The following is a 20,010-nucleotide window of genomic DNA, read 5'->3' as shown; positions in this document are numbered from 1 at the left end:
TGATGGACGCCGCCGACGACCTGGTGCGCCCGTTGCAGGACCGCGAAGTCCGGGTCGACCGCGAGACGCTGAGCCTGGGCTACGCGGGCGTCTCCCCAGAACCAGCAGGGCATCGAGATCGTCCGCCTGGCCGCGGACCACCCCCTGCCCCCGGCACTGAAGGAACTGGCGGCGGCGATCGAGTCGACCCAGCAGACCGAGATCACCGACATGAAGAACTGGCTGCGCGCGTGGGGTCAGCCCGAGGCGATGGACATGAACCCCCAGGCCCACGCGGGCCACGGCGGCATGAAGATGACCTCGCCGGACCTGGTCGGAACCCTCCGCACGGCCGCGGCCCCGGAGTTCCCGCGCAAGTTCCTCGACGTCCTGACCGGCCAGCAGCAGGGAGCGGTCGAGCTGGCCCAGACGGAGAACGGAGCGAGCGGCGGGGTGAACGCCCAAGCCCGCGACCTGGCCCGGCGGGTCATCGAGTCGCGGAGTGCCGAAGTGAAGCAGCTGTTGAACTTCAAGGTTTGACGTCCCCGCGGCCCCGGGGTGCCGGCCGCGAGCAGCCCCCTGCCCGGCTGCTCGCGGCCGGTGCGTTTTCTTCTCGCGGGTCGCCCGCGGTTCGGCCGTCTACTCCCGCCCCTTCACCGCGTCGATATTCGGTTGGCCATGCCTGCGCGCCGGGTTAGCCTCGTGATCGTGACGTTCTCCTTCGCCGTCTTCGCGAGGTTGCGTACCCGCCGCTGACGGCGGCGCACCGATCTCCTTTCCCTGCCCGCCGTTCCGGCCTTCGCCGGGCGGCCGCTTTCGTGCTGCCCGGCTCCCTCCAGAGCTGCGGAGCATCCCTTGCATTCCCTCCTGCCCGAGCACGCCCACCTGCGCGCGGACCACGTCGGCGTCACGCTGGGCTCCCGCCGCGTCCTGCACGACGTGAGCGTCACCGTTTCGGCCCGGTCCCGGCTGGCCATCGTCGGCGAGAACGGGCGCGGCAAGACCACGCTGCTGCACGTCCTCGCCGGACTCCGGGCGCCCGACCACGGCACCGTCCACCGGACGGGCACGGTCGGCGTCGCCCGGCAGGCGCTGCCGTTCCGGTCCGGCGAAACCGTCGGCACGCTGACCACCGAGGCGTTGCGCGAAGCGCACGAAGCCTTGCACGCGCTCGAAGCGGCGGTTTCGGACTTCGACGAAGACCGTTACGCCGCAGCGCTCGAAGCGGCCACGCGCCTCGACGCGTGGGACGCCGAACGCCGCGTCGACGTCGCCCTCGAAGCCCTCAACGCCTGCGCCGACCGGACCCGCGAGCTCAGCACGCTCTCGGTCGGGCAGCGCTACCGCGTCCGGCTGGCCTGCCTGCTCGGCGCGCGGCACGACTTCCTGCTGCTCGACGAGCCCGGCAACCACCTCGACGCCGGCGGCCTCGCGTTCCTCACCGACCGCCTGCGCGGCCACGACGGCGGCGTCGCGCTGGTCAGCCACGACCGTGCGCTGCTCAGCGACGTCGCCACCGAGTTCCTCGACCTCGACCCCAGCCAGGACGGCCGCCCGCGCAGCTACGCCGGCGGCTACCAGGCCTGGCAGGACGGCCGCCGCCGTGACCGCGAACGTTGGCTGCGGGAGTTCGAGGAGCAGCAGGACACGCACGGGCAGCTGACGCTCGCGGTGACGCAGGCACGCGACCGGCTCAGCACGAGCTGGCGACCGGACAAGGGCACCGGACGGCACCAGCGCCAGTCCCGCGCCCCCGGCGTCGTCCAAGCGCTCAACCGGGAACGGGCAGCGCTCGAGGCGCACCGAGTGACCGTGCCCGAGCCGCCGTTGTCGTTGCGGTGGCCCGATCTCGGCTCCGGCGCTCAGGCGCTGGTCCGCCTGCACGACGTCGGCGTCGCCGGCCGCCTCGCCGGCCCGGTGACGCTGTCGCTCGACCGCGGTGACCGGCTGCTCGTCACCGGCGAGAACGGCGCGGGCAAGTCGACGCTGCTGTCCGCGCTCGCCGGCGAGCTCACGCCGACGACGGGGTCGGTCCGGCACCTGCCCGGCGCGAAAGTGGCCTTGATCGGCCAGGAAGTCCCCGCGTGGCCGGAAGAAGTCACCGCTCGCCGGTTGTTCGAGCGGGCGGGCGTCCCGTTTTCGGCCATGGGCCTGCTCGACGCGGAAGCCCTGCGGACCCCGGTCGGCCGCATGTCCCAGGGTCAGCAGCGGCGGCTCGACCTGGCACTGCGGCTGGCCGGACGCCCGGACGTCCTCGTCTTCGACGAGCCGACCAACCACCTGTCGGCGGTGCTCGTCGAGGAGCTGACCGAGGCTTTGCTCGAGACCCCGGCCGCGGTCGTCGTGGCGACGCACGACCGCCGGATGCTGACGGATCTCGCGACCTGGCCCCGGCTGCACCTCTACTGTGCCGATCGTTACCAATCCGACCACAGCCACGGCCGAACGGCTTCGTAGCAACGACTACCTGCCGCGGCGGGGTCGGCCTACCTTTGGCCGGATTGGTAACGCGCGAAGGCCTCCCCGGTCACCCGGGGAGGCCTTCGGTACGTCGGAAAGTCAGCGGCGCTTGGGACGCCAGACGACCATCGCGGTCTGCTGGTTGAGCGGCACCAGGTCCCGGCGGTAGGACGCGTGCGCCGCCGCGGCGGCCTGTTCGCCCGCGACGTAGGCCGCGGCCAGTTCCTCGGTCAGCTCCGCGAGCCGGGCCCGCAGCGCGTCGACCTGGTTCTCCAGCTCGATGATGCGCTTGATGCCGGCCAGGTTGACGCCGTCCTCCTGCGACAGGCGCTGGACTTCGCGCAACAGCGCGATGTCCCGCATCGAGTAGCGCCGCCCGCCCCCGGAGGTGCGGCCCGGCGACACCAGGCCCTGCCGGTCGTAGGTGCGCAACGTCTGCGCGTGCATCCCGGCGAGCTGGGCCGCCACCGAGATGACGAACACCGGGGTCTCTTCGTCGCCTTCCTGGGGGATCCCGCCGAACATCCCACTCACCTGCCTTCGAGCAGCTCAGTGATCTCGGGCCGGGGGTCGTGCCCGGCCATCGACTCGGCGTACGCCTGCAGTGCTTCGCGCGCCTTGTCGTCCAGTTTGGCGGGAATCGCCGCCTGGAGGGTGACGAGCAGGTCACCCTGCGAACCGTCGCGCTTGGCGATGCCCTTGCCGCGCACGCGCAGCACCCGCCCGCTCGCGGTGCCCGGCGGCACCTTGAGCGAGACCTTGCCCTCGAGCGTCGGCACCGTGATCGTGGTGCCGAGCGTGAGTTCGGTGAAGTCGACCGGGACGGTGATCGTCAGGTCGAGCCCCTTACGCCCGAACAAGGCGTGCGGGGCCACGTGCACCCGGACGTACAGGTCGCCCGCCTGCGCGCCACCCCGGCCCGGCTCGCCCTGGCCGGCCAGCCGGATCCGCTGGTCGTCGTCGACGCCCGACGGGATCCGGACGGTCAGCGTGCGGGTCCGCGTGCTGACGCCTTCGCCACCGCATTCGGGGCACGGGTCGTCGATGATCTGCCCGCGTCCACGGCAGTCGCGGCACGGCTCCGAGAACGCGAACGCGCCCTGGCTGCGGCTGACCAGCCCCGAACCGGAGCAGGTCGGGCAGGTCCGCGGCGAGGTGCCCGGCTTCGCGCCGTTGCCGCCACACGTCGAACAGGTCGCCGGGCTCGACAGCCGCAGCGGCAGGGTCGCGCCCTTGACCGCCTCGGTGAAGTCGATCCGGACGTCCGTTTCGACGTCGGCCCCACGCTGCGGCCGGTTCGCCGTCGCGCCCGCCGTCGTCCGGCCACGGCCGAACAGCCCGCCGAGGATGTCGCCGAGCCCGCCGAAACCGCCCTGCTGACCGGCGCCGGCCTGGCCGAAGATGTCGCCGACGTCGAAGCTGCCGGTGCCGCCGCCACCGGGGAAGTTGAACCCGCCCCCGCCGCCGAACAGCCGCCGCGCCTCGTCGTACTCCTTGCGCTTGCTCGCGTCGGAGAGCACGCCGTAGGCCTCGGAGACCGCCTTGAACTTCTGCTCCGCCTGCGCGTTGCCGGCGTTCGCGTCCGGGTGGTTCTCCTTGGCCAGCTTGCGGTAGGCCTTCTTGATCTCGTCCTGGGTGGCGTCGGAGGAGACGCCCAGTTCACGGTAGAAGTCCTTACCGACCCATTCCCGAGCACTCATCGGGCGCCTCCTCCTTCCAGGTGAACCGGATACTGCTTACTGCTGCTGGTCATCGAGTCCGCCGCCGAGTGGCAGCTCGCCACCGACGGGCGGGTGCTCCGCCGGGCCGCCGGGCTCGTGGTCGGTGACCCCGACCAGCGCCGCCCGCAGGACCCGGTCGCCGAAGCGGTAGCCGCGGCGCATGACCACGGTCACCGTCGGGCCCGCCACGTCCGGCGAGGTGTTGTGCTGCACGGCTTCGTGCACGCTCGGGTCGAAGGCCTCGCCTTCGCTGCCGAACGACTCGAGCCCCGCGCGCTGCAGGCCGCTGATCAGCTTGTCGCCGACGGCCTTGAACGCTCCGGTGAGGTCACCGTGCTGCTCGGCCCGCTCGAGGTCGTCGAGCAGCGGCAGCAGGTCGTTCACCACGGTCGCCTTCGCGCCGAGCACGACCGCCTCGCGGTCACGCTCGACCCGCTTGCGGTAGTTGGCGTACTCAGCCTGCAGGCGCTGGAGGTCGGCGGTGCGCTCGGCCAGCTCCTTCTCGATGTCGGAGACAACCGACACCGAGTCGTCCACAATGGACTCGCCCAGCGAGGGGCCCGCGTGCTCCACGGGCTCCTCTTCCGGCTCCGGCGCGGCGTGGGCCGGACCGGGCGGGCGGACCTGCCCGGTCTGGGGGTCCACCCGCCGCCGATCCCGCACGACCACCGGCTCCTCGGGGCCGCGGCCCTGGCTCTCGGATTCGTCGTAGCTGTGGGTCACTTCTTCTCGTCCTCTTCGACGATCTCGGCGTCCACCACGTCATCGGCCTTGGCCTGGCCGCCGGCCGCACCGGCGTCGCCGCCGGCCGCACCCGAGGCACCGGCCGCACCGGCCGCCGCGTCGGCGTTCGCGTTGGCGTACAGGGCGGTGCCCAGCTCCTGCGAAGCGGTGTTCAGCTTCTCGATCGACTCACGGATCTTCGCCGAGTCGGTGCCCTTCAGCGCCTCGTTCGACTCGTCGATCGCGGACTTGACCTTGCCCTTGAGGTCCTCGGGCAGCTTGTCGTCGTTGTCCTTGAGGAACTTCTCGGTCTGGTAGACCAGCGTCTCCGCCTGGTTGCGGGTCTCGGCCTCTTCGCGACGGGTCTTGTCCTCCTCGGCGTGCGCCTCGGCGTCCTTGACCATCCGCTCGATGTCGTCCTTCGGCAGCGCGGAGCCACCGGTGATCGTCATCGACTGCTCCTTGTTCGTGCCCAGGTCCTTGGCCAGGACGTGCACGATGCCGTTCGCGTCGATGTCGAAGGTGACCTCGATCTGCGGCACGCCACGCGGGGCGGGCGGGAGACCGGTCAGCTCGAACATGCCGAGCTTCTTGTTGTGCGCGGCGATCTCGCGCTCACCCTGGAACACCTGGATCTGCACCGACGGCTGGTTGTCGTCCGCGGTGGAGAAGATCTCCGAGCGCTTGGTCGGGATCGTGGTGTTGCGCTCGATGAGCTTGGTGAACACGCCACCCTTGGTCTCGATGCCCAGCGACAGCGGGGTGACGTCCAGCAGCAGGACGTCCTTGACCTCGCCCTTGAGGACACCGGCCTGCAGCGCAGCGCCGACCGCGACGACCTCGTCCGGGTTCACGCCCTTGTTCGGCTCGCGGCCGCCGGTCAGCTCCTTGACCAGGTCCGACACGGCCGGCATGCGGGTGGAACCACCGACGAGCACGACGTGGTCGATGTCGCCGACGGCGATGCCCGCGTCGCGGATCACGTTGTTGAACGGGTTCCGGGTGCGCTCGAGCAGGTCCGAGGTGATCTTCTGGAACTCGGCGCGCGAGAGCTGCTCGTCGAGGAACAGCGGGTTCTTGTCGGCGTCGACCGTGATGTAGGGCAGGTTGATGCCGGCCGAGTTCGAGCTGGACAGCTCGATCTTCGCCTTCTCCGCCGCCTCACGGATGCGCTGCAGCGCCATCTTGTCCTTGGTGAGGTCGATGCCGTTCGTGGCCTTGAACTTGTCGACCAGCCACTTGACGATGCGCTCGTCCCAGTCGTCGCCACCGAGGTGGTTGTCACCGGAGGTCGCGCGGACCTCGACGACGCCCTCGCCGATCTCCAGCAGCGAGACGTCGAAGGTGCCGCCACCGAGGTCGAAGACCAGGATGGTCTGTTCCTTCTCGCCCTTGTCCAGGCCGTACGCCAGCGCGGCGGCGGTCGGCTCGTTGACGATGCGGAGCACGTTCAGGCCGGCGATCTGCCCGGCCTCCTTGGTGGCCTGCCGCTGCGCGTCCTCGAAGTACGCCGGGACGGTGATCACCGCGTCGGTGATGGTCTCGCCCAGGTACGCCTCGGCGTCGCGCTTGAGCTTCATCAGCACCCGGGCGCTGATCTCCTGCGACGTGTAGTTCTTGCCGTCGATCTCGGTCTTCCAGTCGGTGCCGATGTGCCGCTTCACGGACCGGATCGTCCGGTCGACGTTCGTCACGGCCTGGTTCTTCGCCGGCTGACCGGTCAGCACTTCGCCGTTCTTGGCGAAGGCGACGATCGAAGGGGTGGTCCGGGAGCCTTCAGAGTTGGCGATGACCGTCGGCTCGCCGCCCTCAAGGACGGCTACGACCGAGTTGGTCGTGCCGAGGTCGATGCCGACCGCTCGCGCCATGGTGCTTTCCTCCTGTGTAAGCCTGCTGTGTACGTGACCTGCACGTTCTTCCTCGCCTTGAGCGAGGCTCTGGCAAGTTTAGTCGGGCCCTCGTGCGCCTCGTCAAGTCGTACTTGAGTCGACCGCACTCAACCTTCGTACCCAGCCTAACGAGCCGGTCCGGGTTCTTGTTCCCGGGTTCAGCGGCAGATCGGGCTCGGAGCGGGTGTGACACCCCTCACCAGGTACTCCACCTCCACCGCGCGGGCGCACGCCGAGTTGAACAGGCCCGTGTGGCCGTCACCGGTACGCGTCAGCAGGGCCGAGCCGTCGATGCTCGCGGCCAGGCCACGGGCCCAGGCCAGCGGCGTCGCCGGGTCGTGGGCGCCGCCGACCACCAGGATCGGCGGTGCGCCGTGGACCGGGTGGGGCTGCGGCGGGTTCTTCGCCGGGACCGGCCAGCCCGTGCAGCCGCTGACGAAGTCCCAGTACTCGGAGTACCGCCAGCTGTGCGGCGCCACGGCGCGGACCAGCCCGGCCAGCACCCCCATGTCCGCCGGCCCGGTGAACGGCGACGGGAAGTCGTGGCAGCCGATCGCCCGGTACGCCCCGTAGATCGGGGACAGGAACTGGTTCCGCTCGGTGAGCCCACGGGCGTCCGGGAACTCGCCGCCGGCCGCGGCCAGCGCCTTGCCCAGCGCCGGCCACTCCTCGCGGAGGTAGAGGTGGTTGTAGACGCCCGCCGAGATCTCGTCGGCCGTCGCCGAGCGGCCCAGGTCGCTCGCCCACACCGCACCGCGCGCCGCCCGGGCCACGACGTCGTCGTAGAAGCGGAGGACATCACGCCCTCGCAACGCGCAGTCGGCCGAGCCGCGGCACCAGTCCGCGAACCGGACCAGCGCGTCCTCGGTGGCCGCCGCCTCTTCGAGGATCGCCTGGCGCAGCGGCCGGGCGTGGTCGATGGCGCCGTCGAGCACCATCGCCCGCACCCGGCCGGGGTGCTTCGACGCGTAGACCGCGCCCAGCTCGGTGCCGTACGACAGGCCCAGCCACGAGATCTTCGGCTCGCCGAGCGCCGCGCGGATCGTCTCGATGTCCTCGGCCGCGCTCTGCGTGTCCGCGTTCGCCAGCAACGGCCCGGTCCGGGCCAGGCAGTCTTCGCCCGCCGCACGGTTGTGCGCCACCAGCGCGTCGAACCCCCGCCGGGACGACGGGAACCGGTCGAGCGCCGGATCGAACAACGTCGCCGGGTCACACGTGATGCGGGGCGTGCTGAACCAGTCGCCGCGCGGGTCGAAGCCCACGACGTCGAAGCCCTGCCGCAGCCGCCCGAGGTCCGGCGACGCCAGACCACCGAACTGCACGAACCCGACGCCGGAGCCACCCGGCCCGCCCGGGTTCACCAGCAGCGAGCCGATCCGATGCGCTTGATCGGCCGCTGGCAACCGCGCCAGCGCCAGCCGTGCCGACCCCAGCTCGGGCCGCGCGCGGTCGATCGGTACGTCGACCGTCGCGCACTCGGCTGTCGGCTCCTGCTGTGTCGCACACGGCTGCCACGTCAGCGAAGAAGACGCTGAAGCGACAGCCGGCACGGCCCCCATGACGACGACCGCCGCGATGACCGCGACGACCCGGCGCACGTCCATGACTTGGTTCCTCCCCCTGCACGCCGTCCTTCGGCGCACCCCATTCCTAACAGCGACCCCCGACAGTTCAGGAGCGGCGGCCGGTCCAGGAAGACAGGAAGAAATCCGAGTTTCCCTGCTGCACAACGACTTCTGCCGGAGTACCGGCCCAGGAAGTCACTCGATAGTGGGAATCCGCGGCGACCGGCACCCCCTGCGCCGGCGCCACGGCCCCCTCCCCCCGCGTGAATCCCACGACGCCGAACATCGCGACGGCACCCAGCAGCGCGGCCGCCAGCACGCGCCGTTCGATCTTGCCCATGTGAAAAGCCCCCGTAGTAAGGAAAAGGTCAGGCCGCGCGGACCGTGACGCTGCCGCTTTCGGTCGTGAGGTCGAGCGTGTTGGGCGCGGAGCCGTCGGTCCGGACGTCGATGTTCCGGCGCCCGCTGTCGCTGTCGCCGACGACGCGGTAAGGCCCGCCCGGCACCTCGACGTCGACGCTTCCGCTGTCCGCCTTGATCTTGACGTTGTTCGCCTGCACCAACGAGAAGTCGACGCTGCCGCTCGACGACGTCACGTCGACCGGGCCCCGCACGCCTTCGGCCTTGATGCGGCCCGAGTCGGCGTGCACCTGGACCTCGCCGACGTCCGACAGGTCGATCCCGCCGCTCTCCAGCCGCAGCTTCACCAGGCCCGGCACGTCTTCGACGCGCGCGTGCCCGGAGTCCGCCTGGACGTCCACGCTCGCCACCCCGGCGACGTCCAGCCCGCCCGAGTCCAGCCGGCCGGTCACCGGCACCCCGGCGGGGACGACGACCTCGAAGTCGACCGAGCAGTTGCTCCCGCAGTCGGTGAGCACGAGCTGGTCGCCGTCGACGCGGAAGAAGGTGTCACCGGGCTTGCTGCGCCAGTGGTAGTTGATTTTTTCGTGCACCGTCGACGGTCCCGTCCCGGTGCGGATCTTCACCGAACCCGAGTCGCCTTCCAGCTTCACGCTGCGGATCGTCTCCGAGAGGGTCTTGCTGTTGTCGAAGTCCGATCCCCAGCCCCAGCCGAACGCGGTCGCCAGGCCGACGCCGATCAGGACGATGCCACCCAGAGCCAGAAGCGGGCGCGCCATGGTCGTTCCCCTCAGTTGTTTCCTCTGCGTGAGAAACGTTATGGCCGGGTGAGGGGTGCGCACATGGGGGTAACCCCCCGAAAGACCCTGAGATCCGTCCCTGACACGCAGGGGTGGCTCGGGGGGCTTAACCTGGCGCCAGGCTCAGTTTCGTGATCAGGAGGATCCATGCCGCAAGCACCCGGCCCGTACGAATCCCTGCCCGACGTGCCGTCCTTCACCCTCCGCAGCACCGACGTCGCCGACGGCGAAACCTTGGCCACGCCCCACCTCTCGGGCATCTTCGGCGCCGGCGGCGAGGACCGCTCGCCGCAGCTGGCCTGGGAAGGCTTCCCGGCGGAGACGAAGAGCTTCGCGGTCACGTGCTACGACCCGGACGCCCCGACCGGCAGCGGCTTCTGGCACTGGGCGGTGTTCAACATCCCGCCGTCGGTGACGGAGCTGGCCTCCGGCGCGGGCGACGGCTCGGGGCTGCCCGAGGGCGCGGTCTCGCTGAAGGGCGACGGCGGCGTCAAGCAGTTCCTCGGCGCGGCGCCCCCGCCCGGACACGGCCCGCACCGCTACTATTTCGCGGTGCACGCGCTCGACGTCGACAAGCTGGACGTCCCGGAGGACGCGACCCCGGCGTTCCTGGGCTTCAACATGTTCGGCCACACGCTCGCCCGCGCGGTGATCACGCCGGTGTACGAGAACAAGGGCTGAGGTTTCCCGGGCCCGGCGCTGTTGCGGATCGGCAACGGTGCCGGGCCCGTTTTTGTCGGTGGTCGATGACACACTGCGGTCATGTCACCACCGATAGCGACACCCCGGTCGAGAGCGCTGGGGTTCGGGTTGCGGAAGACGCGCCAGGAGCGCGGGTTCGGGCTGCGCCAGCTGGCCCGGGCCACCGGCGTGCACCCGGCGGAGCTGTCCAACTGGGAGCTGGGGCTGCGGGTGCCCAAGGTCGAGGAGGTCGCGCTCCTGCTCGGGCAGCTGCGGGTGGACGTGGCCGAGCGGGAGCGGCTGTTCGAGCTGGCCGAGCACGCGCGGGAACCGAACTGGCTGGAGAAGGAGATGCCGGACGCCCCGGCGATCCTCACGACGCTGGCCGAGTACGAGCGCACGGCGGTTTCGATCTTCAGCTGGCAGCCGATGGTCGTGCACGGGCTGCTGCAGACGCCGGACTACGCGCGGGCGATCCTGGCCCGCGGCGGCACTCCGGCACAGCTGATCGACCAGCGCCTGCGGGTGCGGATGATCCGCCAGGCCGCGCTGCGCGAGCACCGCGCGCCGCAATGTTCCATCGTGCTCGGAGAAGTCGCGCTCCGCCAGGAGGTCGGCGGCCAGGAGACCCTGCTCGAACAGCTCCGGCACCTGCTCGACCTCCCGCGGCGGATCGAGGTGCGCGTGGTCCCATCCGGCGGCGACTACCACCCCGGGCTCAACGGTTCCTTCAGCGTTTTCGAGTACTTCGACCTGCCCGCCATCGTCTTCCTGGATCAGTACCGCGGCAGCGCGTACCTCTACGATGACGATCAGGTGGCGGCTTACAAGTCCGCTGCGAAGACCATGGCATCCCTCGCCTTGAGCGCGGCCGAATCGCGCGCGTTCGTCGAGGGGGTGATCGCTGACTTGGAGGCCTGACGTGACCTGGCGGAAGTCGAGCTACAGCGGGCCGGAAGCCGAATGCGTGGAGGTTGCGCTCGCTCAGGTGGTGCGGATCCGTGACACGAAGGACCGCCCGGGCGGAACGCTCGAAATCTCCACCCGATCGTGGGACGCCTTCCTACGCCTCAGCGCAGCGACTCCGCGTTGACGCCCTCACGCTCCAGGTAGCGGCCCTTGGTGTGCTCACCGAAGCCGAACTGCCGGTACAGCCCGTGCGCGTCGGCGGTGTGCAGCATCCAGCGGAAGCCCGCGCCGGGCCCGTTGTCGATCATCTCCCGCACGATCTCCTTGCCGAGACCGGTTCCCCGCGCGGAGTCGACGACGAAGACGTCGGCCAGGTACGCCGAAGACACCCCGTCGGAGAACGCCCGCGCGAAGCCGACCAGCTCATCACCGCGGTAGGCGCCGATGACGCGCCACGACCCGTCGATCGCGGCCTCGACCTGCGCGCGCGTCCGCCAACGGCCCCAGTAGGCCTCGGTCGACAAGAACTTCCACACCACTTCGAGGTCCAGCCGCGTGCGATCGTCGTCCAGCTCGTATTCACCGAAAGTCCGCATGCCCGGAAGCTAACCCAGGCTGCTCGATCAGCCCCACTGATATTTGAGGAATTTCCCGTCCATGGTGACGACGACGCGCTCGCCTCCCGGGTCTTCGCGCCGCGAGACGTCGAGCTTGAAGTTGATCGCGCTCATGATCCCGTCGCCGAACTGCTCATGGATGAGCTCCTTGATCGTCGGCCCGTAGACCTGCAGGACCTCGTAGAAGCGGTAGATCGTCGGATCGGTGGGGACCACGTCGTCGAGGGCGCCGCGCGTGGGCTGCAGCCGCAACGCCGCTTCGGCGTCGGTGTTCAGCTCCAGGACCTGCGCGGCCTTCGCGGCCAGTTCGGCCGGCACGGGGTGCTGGCCGAGCAGCGCGGAAGTCGTCCACGCGAGCGGGGCGTCGAGGGTCTCGGCGAGCTGGGCCCAGCTGAGCCCGAGGCGGGTCTTGGCGGCAAGAACGGCTTCGGCGGCTTCCTGCTTCGTCGTCATGCGCCGACGCTAGAGCCGGGGTGTTTCAACGCGGTTTCATCAGGTAGTCCACGACGGGACGCAGCTCGTCCGCGGACGGCGGCTCGTCGTCGATCAGGCCCTGGATCAGCAGCCCGTCGATACCCGCGAGGAACACCCGGAACGCCACTTCGTCGTCGTGGCGGACCATCGACGTCAGGACGTCCAGCCAGCGCCGCGCGGCCGGGCGCAGCTCCGGCTTCCGCGCCGCCAGCAGGTACAGCTCGTACTCGGCCATCGTCCGCCCGCGCCGCGGCCCCAAGGCCTCCGCGAGCAGGCCCGCGACCTCCGAAGCACCACGAGAACCGCGGGACCGGGCCCGGTCGATCATCCAGTAGACCTCGGTCGCCATGTCCCGGGCGCACGAGATGAGCGTCGCGATGAGCAGGTCGTCGAGCGACGAGAAGTGGTACGTCGTGGACGTCGTCGGCACGCCGGCCTCGGCTGCGACGATCCGGTGCGTGACGCCGGCGACGCCGTCGCGCTCGATCACGCGCAGCGTCGCCTCGATGATCTCCGCGCGCCGCTTGTCGCCGCGGGCCTTGCGGCCGTCGACCTGCAGTTTCACGTCGATGAACTCCCGATTTCGATCAGCACCACGCCGCCGATGACCAGCGCCAGCCCGGCGATCATCGCCGCGTTGACCGGTTCCTTCAGGAACACGACGCCGACGATCGCGACCAGGGCGACGCCGGCCGCGGCCCAGATCGCATACGCGACCCCGATCGGCAACCCCAGCTTCAGCACGTACGACAGCGCGACGAACGCCACGGCGTACCCGGCCACGACGACGATCGACGGCCCGAGCTTGGAGAAGCCCTCGGAGAGCTTCAGCGAGACCGTCGCGGAGACCTCGGCCGCGATCGCCAGCGCGAGGACAAGGTACGCACCCATAGGGTGAAAACTACCTGAACGATCGTCCCGAAACAAAGAGCGACGTACACCACATCGGTGGGACTTAGGGCCACTCAACGGGTTACTCATCAGTAAGGAAGGTTAGTCTCCCGGCACCACCACAGTTTTTCCGGACGAAAGGCACCCGAACGATGGGCGCTCTGCAACTGACGCTCGGCGGGATCTCCGTCGTGCTCGGCCTCGTCGCCTGGGGCATGTTCGCCGCGACGATCGCCCGTTTCGTGCGGGTGATCCGCCTCGGGCAGCCCGACTCGACGCGCAACGGGCCCTTTGTGCCGCGCATGAAGACGCTGATCAAGGAGTTCGCCGCGCACACGCGGATGAACCGCAAGCGCAGCGTCGGTCCCGCGCACTGGCTCGTCATGTGGGGCTTCCTGCTCGGCTCGCTGGCCCTGTTCGAGGCCTACGGCGAAGTCTTCGTCCCGAGCTGGGGCTGGCCGATCCTCGACGACTTCCCGCCGTTCCAGCTGCTCATGGAGCTGCTCGGGGTCGGCACGATCGTCGGCATCCTGGTGCTGATGGCGATCCGCCAGCGCAACCACCCGCGCCGCGCCGACCGCCAGAGCCGCTTCCAGGGCTCCAACTTCAAGTGGGCCTACTTCATCGAGGCCGTCGTCCTGATCGAGGGCATCGGCATCATCGGCGTCCGCGCCGCGAAGGCCGCGCTCGGCGCGCACGAGACGCCGACGTGGGCCGCCTTCGTCTCGAACCCGATCGGCGAGCTGCTGCCGGCCAGCCCGAACCTGGTCACGGTGTTCGCGTTCGTCAAGCTGATGAGCGCCACCGTCTGGCTGATCGTCGTCGCGCGCACGATGACCATGGGCATCGCCTGGCACCGCTTCAGCGCATTCTTCAACATCTACTTCAAGCGCGAAGCCGACGGCGGCGTCGCCCTGGGCGCGCTCAAGCCGATGATGAGCGGCGGCAAGGTCCTCGACCTCGAGGAAGCCGACCCGGACGAGGACACCTTCGGCGTCGGCAAGATCGAGGACTTCAGCTGGAAGGGCTGGCTGGACTTCTCGACGTGCACGGAGTGCGGCCGCTGCCAGGAGCAGTGCCCCGCGTGGAACACGGGCAAGCCGCTGTCGCCGAAGCTGCTCATCACGCAGCTGCGTGACCACGCCTACGCCAAGGCGCCGTACCTGATGGCCGGCGGCAAGCGCGACATGGCGGGCGACGAGGTGGGCCTGTCCGGCGACAACATGTACGCCGGGATCGACGTCCTCGCGATCGCCGAGTCGCAGAAGGCCCTGATCGGCGACGACGGCGGCGTCATCGACCCGGACGTCCTGTGGTCCTGCACCAGCTGCGGCGCCTGCGTCGAGCAGTGCCCGGTCGACATCGAGCACGTCGACCACATCGTGGACATGCGCCGCTACCAGGTGATGATCGAGTCGTCGTTCCCCAGCGAGCTGAACGGCATGTTCAAGAACCTGGAGAACAAGGGCAACCCGTGGGGCCAGAACGCCAAGGACCGGCTGGCCTGGACCGAGGACCTGGACTTCGAGGTCCCGGTGTTCGACGGCGACATGGGCGACGCCGAGTACCTGTTCTGGGTCGGCTGCGCCGGCGCGTTCGAGGACCGCGCGAAGAAGACGACCCGCGCGGTCGCCGAGCTGCTGCACATGGCCGACGTCAAGTACAAGGTGCTCGGCTCGGAAGAGTCCTGCACCGGTGACCCGGCGCGCCGTGCGGGCAACGAGTTCCTGTTCCAAATGCTGGCGCAGCAGAACGTCGAGGTCCTGAACTCGGTGTTCGAGGGACGTGAGCGCAAGGCGCGCAAGGTCGTCGTGACCTGTGCGCACTGCTTCAACACCCTGGCCAACGAGTACCCGGAGCTGGGCGGCCAGTTCGACGTCGTGCACCACACCCAGCTGCTGAACCGCCTGGTTCGCGAGAAGCAGCTGGTGCCGGTGGCGCCGGTCGCCGAGGACGTCACCTACCACGACCCGTGCTACCTCGGCCGCCACAACAAGGTGTACGAGGCGCCGCGCGAGCTCGTCGGCGCGACCGGCGCGCGGCTGCGCGAGATGCCGCGGCACGGCGACAAGTCGATGTGCTGCGGCGCCGGCGGCGCGCGGATGTGGATGGAAGAGAAGATCGGCAAGCGGATCAACGTCGAGCGCGTCGACGAGGCGCTCGGCACCGCACCGTCGAAGATCGCGACCGGCTGCCCGTTCTGCAAGGTGATGCTGAACGACGGCCTCACGGCCCGCCAAGCGGACGGCGGCGCGAGCGAGAAGGTCGAGATCGTCGACGTCGCGCAGATGCTGCTCGAGTCGGTCAAGCGCAAGCCGGAGCCGAAGCCGATCGCTCTCGGAGCGCCGTCACTCGCAGAAGAGTGACATAGATCGGAAATGTGCACGGCCCCGGTCAGGACTTCCTGGCCGGGGCCGTTTTCATTGCAAAAAACGCATTGTTCGCGCATTTCCGTAGCCGCTGAGCTACCGGCCGTCACCGATCTGCACGTCCACTAGCTGGGATTTTGTCAAGGTAATCGATTTCCCGAATAATGTTCATGATATTCACCGAAATGGCCCATCAGGCCAACAAGAAACCTTGGCCAAAAGCCCCGTGCTCCGGCGTATCCTGACGTTTCCTCGCCGCCGCCGCTGCCAGCGAGGCCACTTCGACGACGACGAATCAGGGGGCAGCGAGGATGGGCGAGGACCCGCGGACCACGCCGGGCGGACGCGGGCAAGATCGTCTCCCGACGGGCGGGCGGCACGCTCTCCGCACCGACCCGCCCCTCGAAGAGATCCGGATGGTCGAGTCCGGTGGCTACGTTCCCGTCCAGCGGACGCTCGTGCGCCCGTACGTCCTCACCCGCGGCCGGACGCAGTCGCGGCGGCACCTGGCGATCGAGGCCATGGTCTCGACGCGCGCCGGGGCGCACTGGAACGGCGCCCGGCTGAGCGGCGAGTTCCGCTCGGTGCGCACGTTGTGCCACCACCCGCGCTCGGTCGCCGAGGTCGCGGCCCGGCTCAGCGTGCCCCTCGGTGTCGCCCGCGTGCTGCTCGACGACATGGCCGAGCAGGGCTTGGTCACGATCCACGACAACCGCGTGAACACCGACGGCCGTCCGGCCGTGGCGCTCATGGAGCGCGTGCTGCACGGCCTGCGCCGCCTCTGACCATTACGCTCACCAGGGTGAGCGAGGAACCCGAAAAGTCCGGTGGCGAAAGCACGCTGACCGTCCTGCTCGCCGGTGGGGTGAACCTGGCGATCGCGATCATGAAGCTGATCGCGGGCATCATCACCGGCTCGGGCGCGATGCTCTCCGAAGCGGCGCACTCGGTGGCCGACACGTTCACCGAGGTTCTGCTGCTGACCGCGTTGAAACGTTCCGACCGCCCGGCCGACCGCGTGCACCCCTTCGGCTACGGCAAGGAGCGCTACTTCTGGTCGCTGCTCGCCGCGGTGTCGATCTTCGCTTCGGGCTCGATGTTCGCGCTCTACGAAGGCGTTTCGACGCTCTTCGGCCACGGCGAGGCGCAGAGCACGTCGATCCTCAGCTACATCGTGCTGGCGGTGGCTTTCCTGCTCGAAGGCACGTCGTGGGTGCAGGCGGTGCGGCAGACCGTCCGGGAGTCCAAGGCCGAAAACCGGTCATTGTGGGCCTACCTCCGCCTGATCGACGACCCGACGCCGAAGACCGTCCTGTTCGAGGACTCGGCCGCGCTGATCGGCCTGCTGGTCGCGTTCGCCGGCATCGGGCTGCACCAGATCACCGGCTCCGAGGTCTGGGACGGCGTCGCGTCGATCGTCATCGGCGTGCTGCTCGCCTTCGTCGCCTACCTGCTCGGGCGGACGAACCGCGGCCTGCTCATCGGCCGCCAGGCCAACCCGGAGATCGTCCGCGGCGTCCGCGACCACCTCTCGGCCGCGCCGGAGATCGAGGCCGTCGTGGACCTGCAGACCATGCTGATGGGTACCGACCAGGTCCTCGTCTGCACCCGCGTCGACTTCGACGACTCGCTCGGCGCCGGCGACGTCGAACGCGCCTGCGTCCGGATCGCAGCCGAGCTGACCAGCTCGTTCAACGACGTCACCGAGGTGTTCATCGAGCCGGTGCCGCGGTCGGATCCCGACCTGCGCGCGACCGTGCTGGCGCGTTACGGCGACATCGCGGAGCGGTGGAACACCCCGGGGCAGTAGGCCGTCAGTACCCGAAGTCCTGGACCCAGTAGTTGCCGGCCTTGGTGAAACCGACGCCGATCTTGGCGAGCGAGCAGTTCAGGATGTTCGCGCGGTGGCCCTCGGAGTTCATCCACGCGTCCATGACCTGCGCCGCGAACGTCTGCCCCTTCGCGATGTTCTCCGCGCCCGGCTTCGAGTAGCCGGCGACCTTGATGCGCTGGTCGAACGTGACGCCTTCGGGGTTGGTGTGGGCGAAGAAGTTCCGGGCGGACATGTCGTCGCTGTAGTCCTGGGCGGCCGTGGTCAGGTGCGATTCCTCGGTCAGCGGCTTGCAGCCCGCCTGCGCGCGTTGGTCGTTGACGAGGGAGATGACCTGCTCGGTGGTCGACGCCGCGACGCGGGCCGCGGCCTTGGTGCTGGGCGGCGGGGCCGCTTCCGACGTCGTCGGCTTCGGGGCTTCGGAGGTCTCGGTCGGGGTCGGTGCCGCGCTCGACGTCGTCGGCGCGGGAGCTTCCGTCGTCTTGGCCGGCTTCGCGCCGGGAACCTGCCCGCCGGCGAGATCGGTGCCGCTGCCACCCCCGGAGCCGGCCGGCGCGTCGGGCAGCACCAAGGCCGCGGCGCCGAGTTCGGCCGTGTTTCCTTCCGCGGTGGCCATCCAGGTGCCTGTCGCGGCGGAGAAAACGCCGAGCAGCACACTGAGTGACACCATCACCACGCGACCACGTTCACCAATGGGGGACACGGCGCGAGAACGTATCACGGAACGATTACAGCGAGAACCCTACGAACGCACTGGTCACATTTCTCCGGCCGGCATTCGACGACCGACACGGATTACGCGGCAATCGGACGCTTCGGCGTTACTCCGTTCAGCCGCTTCGGACACTGAAGGTAGCCTCGCCGGACGCGGTCACCGGGCGGCCGGTCGGGTCCTGGCCGGTGACGGTCGCCTTGCTCGTGAAGCCTTCTTTCCCCGCGATCGTGGTGCAGGTGTAGGTGATTTCGCCGTCCGCGGCCAGATCGGGTGCGGTATGCGCACACGACGCCGTGTGGTCGTCCACGACGGACACGGCGGTGAGCGGCACGTCGCCGGTGTTCTTGACCAGGATCGAGAACGTGACGACGTCGCCGGCGTGGACTTCGTACGGCGCCGCGTCCTTCATCAGGGCGATCTCGGGGTGGACGACGTCGACTTTCGTCTCGGCTTTCGATTGCACGGAGCGATTGGCCGTGTCCATTCCGGTTACTTCCGCGGTGGCGGTGAAGTCGTCGTCCGGTGCTTTTCTCCGGCAGGGGTAGCTCCGCTTTTCCCCGGGCGCGAGGGTGTCGAGGTTCTTCGCGCACGGCTCGTCGGCGCCGACGGACACGCTGGTCAGCGGGACGTCACCGGTGTTGGTGACGGTGATCGTGAACGTGACGTCGTCACCCACGCGGACCGTGCCCGGCTTCGCTTCTTGGGTGATCTTCACGGCCGGGTGAATGACGTCGATCTCGTCGGCGTCCTCGGCGGTGACCGGCGGGCCGATCGGGGCCGTGGCGGTGGCCTTCGCGGTGCTCACGACGTCGTCCTGGGGTGCGGTCGTGGTGCAGCCGAACTTCTGCGTCGCACCGGGTTCGAGCCGGTCGAAGGCTTTCACGCAGGGCGTGCTGACCTGCACACCGGTCAGCGCGACGTCGCCGGTGTTGGTGACGGTGATCGCGAGGGGCACGGTGTCGCCTTCGCGGAAGACCCCGTTCACGTCCTGCGTGATCGCGAGTGCGGGGTGCAGGACGGCGTAGGACGCGTCGTCGGTCGCGGTGACCTGACGGTTCGTCGGATCGGTGCCGATCGCGGTGGCGGAGCTCACGAAATTGTCGGTGCCGGCGTTTACCGTGCAGGAGTGGTGCTGGAGAGCGCCGGGGAGGAGGGTGCCGATGGTCTGAGCGCACGCCGGAGTGCGACTGTCCGCAATGGACACGTTGGTCAAGGGGACATCGCCGGTGTTCGCGACGACGAGGGTGAACGTGACGGTGTCGCCCGGCCGGACCTGCGTGGGCGTGGCGTCGTCGGTGATGGTGATCGCCGGGTGGATGACATCGACCGGTTCCCCGGCGGTGGCGGTCACGGGACGGTTCGTGGCGTCGGTGGCGGTGACCTTCGCGGTGGCGGTGAAGTCTTCCGGGCTCGCGGTTTCGCTGCAGGTGTAGGTCTGTGTGGCTCGCGGTTCCAGCGAACCCAGGGTTTTGGCGCATGCCGGTGCGCCGGGGTCGGCCACGGAGACTTCGCGCAGCACGCTGTCGCCGGTGTTGGTGATGGTGATCGTCGAGGTGACGATGTCTCCCGGGCGGACGGTCTTGGGGTCGACGGTCCTGCTGATCGTGACGGCCGGGTGGATGACGTCGATGGTGGCCTTGGCGTCGGCGGTGACCACGGGACCAACGGGCGGAGTGCCGGCGACCTGGACGGCGGCGGTGACGTCGTCGGCCGGGGCGGTGAGGGTGCAGGCGAAGTCCCGGGTCGCGCCGGGTTCGAGGGCGCCGTCGATCGCTTGGGCGCAGCCGGTGGCTCGCGCCTGCGGTCCGGTGGCTCGCGGTCCGGTGGCTCGCGGGGCGGCGGTTCGGGTGGTCGCGGTCTGCGTGTCGATGGTCGGCGCGCCTGCGGCCTGGCTGCTGCCTGGCGTACCCGTCGGCTGGCCGGTGCCTGGTGCGCCTGCGGCCTGGCTGCTGCCTGGCGTACCCGTCGGCTGGCCGGTGCCTGGTGCGCCTGCGGCCTGGCTGCTGCCTGGCGTACCCGTCGGCTG

The 20,010-nt window shown here is 69.7% G+C and carries 21 protein-coding genes and 1 pseudogene; 8 read left to right on the top strand and 14 right to left on the bottom strand.

Translation table 11 applies throughout. From position 1 onward, the window contains the following. On the bottom strand, positions 1 to 212 hold a 212-nt coding region (locus tag ABZ342_RS46945; protein WP_360488028.1), incomplete at its 3' end, for a hypothetical protein. Between ABZ342_RS46945 and ABZ342_RS46940 the strand changes: the two genes are divergently transcribed. Next, positions 112 to 519, top strand: coding sequence for a DUF305 domain-containing protein (locus tag ABZ342_RS46940; RefSeq protein ID WP_360488031.1), 408 nt, complete (start codon positions 112 to 114; stop codon positions 517 to 519). The genes ABZ342_RS46945 and ABZ342_RS46940 overlap by 101 nt on opposite strands. 315 nt (positions 520 to 834) lie before the next feature. Beyond that, positions 835 to 2,436 (top strand): ATP-binding cassette domain-containing protein, encoded by a 1,602-nt coding sequence (locus ABZ342_RS46935; protein WP_360488026.1) that lies wholly within the window; start codon positions 835 to 837, stop codon positions 2,434 to 2,436. Positions 2,437 to 2,538: 102 nt separating this feature from the next. Here the strand turns inward: ABZ342_RS46935 and ABZ342_RS46930 are convergent, their stop codons facing one another. From ABZ342_RS46930 to ABZ342_RS46900, 7 genes are all read right to left on the bottom strand, one after another. Then, a complete protein-coding gene (locus ABZ342_RS46930; RefSeq protein WP_155548123.1) occupies positions 2,539 to 2,964 on the bottom strand; it encodes a helix-turn-helix transcriptional regulator in 426 nt (141 codons plus the stop codon). A gap of 5 nt (positions 2,965 to 2,969) precedes the next feature. After that, positions 2,970 to 4,139 (bottom strand): molecular chaperone DnaJ, encoded by a 1,170-nt coding sequence (dnaJ, locus tag ABZ342_RS46925; RefSeq protein WP_155548124.1) that lies wholly within the window; start codon positions 4,137 to 4,139, stop codon positions 2,970 to 2,972. 36 nt (positions 4,140 to 4,175) lie between these two features. Then, on the bottom strand, positions 4,176 to 4,883 hold the full coding sequence (gene grpE / locus ABZ342_RS46920) for a nucleotide exchange factor GrpE (protein WP_155548125.1): 708 nt from the start codon (positions 4,881 to 4,883) through the stop codon (positions 4,176 to 4,178). Further along, the gene (gene dnaK / locus ABZ342_RS46915; protein WP_155548126.1) at positions 4,880 to 6,751 is read right to left on the bottom strand and encodes a molecular chaperone DnaK; all 1,872 of its coding nucleotides are present in this window, start codon (positions 6,749 to 6,751) and stop codon (positions 4,880 to 4,882) included. The genes grpE and dnaK overlap by 4 nt, the downstream gene beginning before the upstream one ends. A 179-nt stretch (positions 6,752 to 6,930) precedes the next feature. Next, a complete protein-coding gene (locus tag ABZ342_RS46910) occupies positions 6,931 to 8,376 on the bottom strand; it encodes an alpha/beta hydrolase (RefSeq protein WP_360488021.1) in 1,446 nt (481 codons plus the stop codon). 67 nt (positions 8,377 to 8,443) lie between these two features. Further along, a complete protein-coding gene (locus ABZ342_RS46905) occupies positions 8,444 to 8,677 on the bottom strand; it encodes a hypothetical protein (RefSeq protein ID WP_360488018.1) in 234 nt (77 codons plus the stop codon). A 28-nt stretch (positions 8,678 to 8,705) separates the two neighbouring features. Then, positions 8,706 to 9,476 carry a DUF4097 family beta strand repeat-containing protein gene (locus ABZ342_RS46900; RefSeq protein WP_155548129.1) on the bottom strand — a complete coding sequence of 257 codons (771 nt, stop codon included), beginning with the start codon at positions 9,474 to 9,476 and terminating at the stop codon, positions 8,706 to 8,708. Positions 9,477 to 9,644: 168 nt separating this feature from the next. On the opposite strand from ABZ342_RS46900, the gene ABZ342_RS46895 reads away from it, so the two are divergent. The 3 genes from ABZ342_RS46895 to ABZ342_RS46885 all read left to right on the top strand — a co-directional run bounded on the left by ABZ342_RS46895 (position 9,645) and on the right by ABZ342_RS46885 (position 11,271). Then, a complete protein-coding gene (locus ABZ342_RS46895) occupies positions 9,645 to 10,178 on the top strand; it encodes a YbhB/YbcL family Raf kinase inhibitor-like protein (RefSeq protein ID WP_360488015.1) in 534 nt (177 codons plus the stop codon). Positions 10,179 to 10,259: 81 nt separating this feature from the next. Beyond that, the gene (locus ABZ342_RS46890; RefSeq protein ID WP_360488012.1) at positions 10,260 to 11,099 is read left to right on the top strand and encodes a helix-turn-helix transcriptional regulator; all 840 of its coding nucleotides are present in this window, start codon (positions 10,260 to 10,262) and stop codon (positions 11,097 to 11,099) included. A 1-nt stretch (position 11,100) separates the two neighbouring features. Further along, the gene (locus tag ABZ342_RS46885; RefSeq protein ID WP_360488009.1) at positions 11,101 to 11,271 is read left to right on the top strand and encodes a DUF397 domain-containing protein; all 171 of its coding nucleotides are present in this window, start codon (positions 11,101 to 11,103) and stop codon (positions 11,269 to 11,271) included. On the opposite strand, the gene ABZ342_RS46880 is transcribed toward ABZ342_RS46885, so the two are convergent. The 4 genes from ABZ342_RS46880 to ABZ342_RS46865 are packed head-to-tail and all read right to left on the bottom strand — an operon-like array spanning position 11,249 to position 13,069. After that, positions 11,249 to 11,683: a GNAT family N-acetyltransferase gene (locus ABZ342_RS46880; RefSeq protein ID WP_360488006.1), complete on the bottom strand. Its 435-nt coding sequence runs from the start codon at positions 11,681 to 11,683 to the stop codon at positions 11,249 to 11,251. The two genes, ABZ342_RS46885 and ABZ342_RS46880, sit on opposite strands and share 23 nt — an antisense overlap. A 27-nt stretch (positions 11,684 to 11,710) precedes the next feature. Then, positions 11,711 to 12,157 (bottom strand): cyanase, encoded by a 447-nt coding sequence (gene cynS / locus ABZ342_RS46875; protein WP_155548134.1) that lies wholly within the window; start codon positions 12,155 to 12,157, stop codon positions 11,711 to 11,713. Positions 12,158 to 12,182: 25 nt separating this feature from the next. Next, complete coding sequence (locus ABZ342_RS46870) at positions 12,183 to 12,743, bottom strand: TetR family transcriptional regulator (protein ID WP_155548135.1); 561 nt, start codon at positions 12,741 to 12,743, stop codon at positions 12,183 to 12,185. Further along, on the bottom strand, positions 12,740 to 13,069 hold the full coding sequence (locus ABZ342_RS46865; protein ID WP_360488002.1) for a multidrug efflux SMR transporter: 330 nt from the start codon (positions 13,067 to 13,069) through the stop codon (positions 12,740 to 12,742). The genes ABZ342_RS46870 and ABZ342_RS46865 overlap by 4 nt, the downstream gene beginning before the upstream one ends. Positions 13,070 to 13,221: 152 nt before the next feature. Here ABZ342_RS46865 and ABZ342_RS46860 point away from each other — a divergent pair, with 152 nt between their 5' ends. From ABZ342_RS46860 to ABZ342_RS46850, 3 genes are all read left to right on the top strand, one after another. Continuing rightward, positions 13,222 to 15,435, top strand: a complete 2,214-nt coding sequence (locus tag ABZ342_RS46860; protein WP_155548137.1) for a (Fe-S)-binding protein — start codon at positions 13,222 to 13,224, stop codon at positions 15,433 to 15,435. Positions 15,436 to 15,749: 314 nt separating this feature from the next. Next, a complete protein-coding gene (locus ABZ342_RS46855) occupies positions 15,750 to 16,223 on the top strand; it encodes a DUF742 domain-containing protein (protein ID WP_155548138.1) in 474 nt (157 codons plus the stop codon). Positions 16,224 to 16,240: 17 nt separating this feature from the next. Further along, positions 16,241 to 17,248 (top strand): cation diffusion facilitator family transporter, encoded by a 1,008-nt coding sequence (locus tag ABZ342_RS46850; protein WP_155548139.1) that lies wholly within the window; start codon positions 16,241 to 16,243, stop codon positions 17,246 to 17,248. Between the two features lie 4 nt (positions 17,249 to 17,252). Here ABZ342_RS46850 and ABZ342_RS46845 read toward each other — a convergent pair whose 3' ends face one another. Both ABZ342_RS46845 and ABZ342_RS46840 read right to left on the bottom strand, forming a co-directional pair. Beyond that, positions 17,253 to 17,945 (bottom strand): CAP domain-containing protein, encoded by a 693-nt coding sequence (locus ABZ342_RS46845; RefSeq protein WP_360487997.1) that lies wholly within the window; start codon positions 17,943 to 17,945, stop codon positions 17,253 to 17,255. A 154-nt stretch (positions 17,946 to 18,099) separates the two neighbouring features. Continuing rightward, positions 18,100 to 20,010 (bottom strand): annotated as a pseudogene (locus ABZ342_RS46840) (hypothetical protein); the annotation flags it as partial.

Origin of the sequence: Amycolatopsis sp. NPDC005961 (assembly GCF_040629235.1) — a bacterium.
Taxonomy (GTDB): domain Bacteria; phylum Actinomycetota; class Actinomycetes; order Mycobacteriales; family Pseudonocardiaceae; genus Amycolatopsis; species Amycolatopsis camponoti.
This window is presented reverse-complemented; position numbering and strand designations above follow the sequence as displayed.

What these genes read in the sequence shown, in the direction of transcription:
- cynS (WP_155548134.1), bottom strand. Translation starts at nt 12,157, where the DNA reads ATGACGACGAAGCAGGAAGCCGCCGAAGCCGTTCTTGCCGCCAAGACC.
- ABZ342_RS46900 (WP_155548129.1), bottom strand. Translation starts at nt 9,476, where the DNA reads ATGGCGCGCCCGCTTCTGGCTCTGGGTGGCATCGTCCTGATCGGCGTC.
- ABZ342_RS46910 (WP_360488021.1), bottom strand. Translation starts at nt 8,376, where the DNA reads ATGGACGTGCGCCGGGTCGTCGCGGTCATCGCGGCGGTCGTCGTCATG.
- dnaJ (WP_155548124.1), bottom strand. Translation starts at nt 4,139, where the DNA reads ATGAGTGCTCGGGAATGGGTCGGTAAGGACTTCTACCGTGAACTGGGC.
- ABZ342_RS46880 (WP_360488006.1), bottom strand. Translation starts at nt 11,683, where the DNA reads ATGCGGACTTTCGGTGAATACGAGCTGGACGACGATCGCACGCGGCTG.
- ABZ342_RS46860 (WP_155548137.1), top strand. Translation starts at nt 13,222, where the DNA reads ATGGGCGCTCTGCAACTGACGCTCGGCGGGATCTCCGTCGTGCTCGGC.
- ABZ342_RS46865 (WP_360488002.1), bottom strand. Translation starts at nt 13,069, where the DNA reads ATGGGTGCGTACCTTGTCCTCGCGCTGGCGATCGCGGCCGAGGTCTCC.
- ABZ342_RS46930 (WP_155548123.1), bottom strand. Translation starts at nt 2,964, where the DNA reads ATGTTCGGCGGGATCCCCCAGGAAGGCGACGAAGAGACCCCGGTGTTC.
- ABZ342_RS46905 (WP_360488018.1), bottom strand. Translation starts at nt 8,677, where the DNA reads ATGGGCAAGATCGAACGGCGCGTGCTGGCGGCCGCGCTGCTGGGTGCC.
- ABZ342_RS46855 (WP_155548138.1), top strand. Translation starts at nt 15,750, where the DNA reads ATGGGCGAGGACCCGCGGACCACGCCGGGCGGACGCGGGCAAGATCGT.
- ABZ342_RS46895 (WP_360488015.1), top strand. Translation starts at nt 9,645, where the DNA reads ATGCCGCAAGCACCCGGCCCGTACGAATCCCTGCCCGACGTGCCGTCC.
- dnaK (WP_155548126.1), bottom strand. Translation starts at nt 6,751, where the DNA reads ATGGCGCGAGCGGTCGGCATCGACCTCGGCACGACCAACTCGGTCGTA.
- ABZ342_RS46890 (WP_360488012.1), top strand. Translation starts at nt 10,260, where the DNA reads ATGTCACCACCGATAGCGACACCCCGGTCGAGAGCGCTGGGGTTCGGG.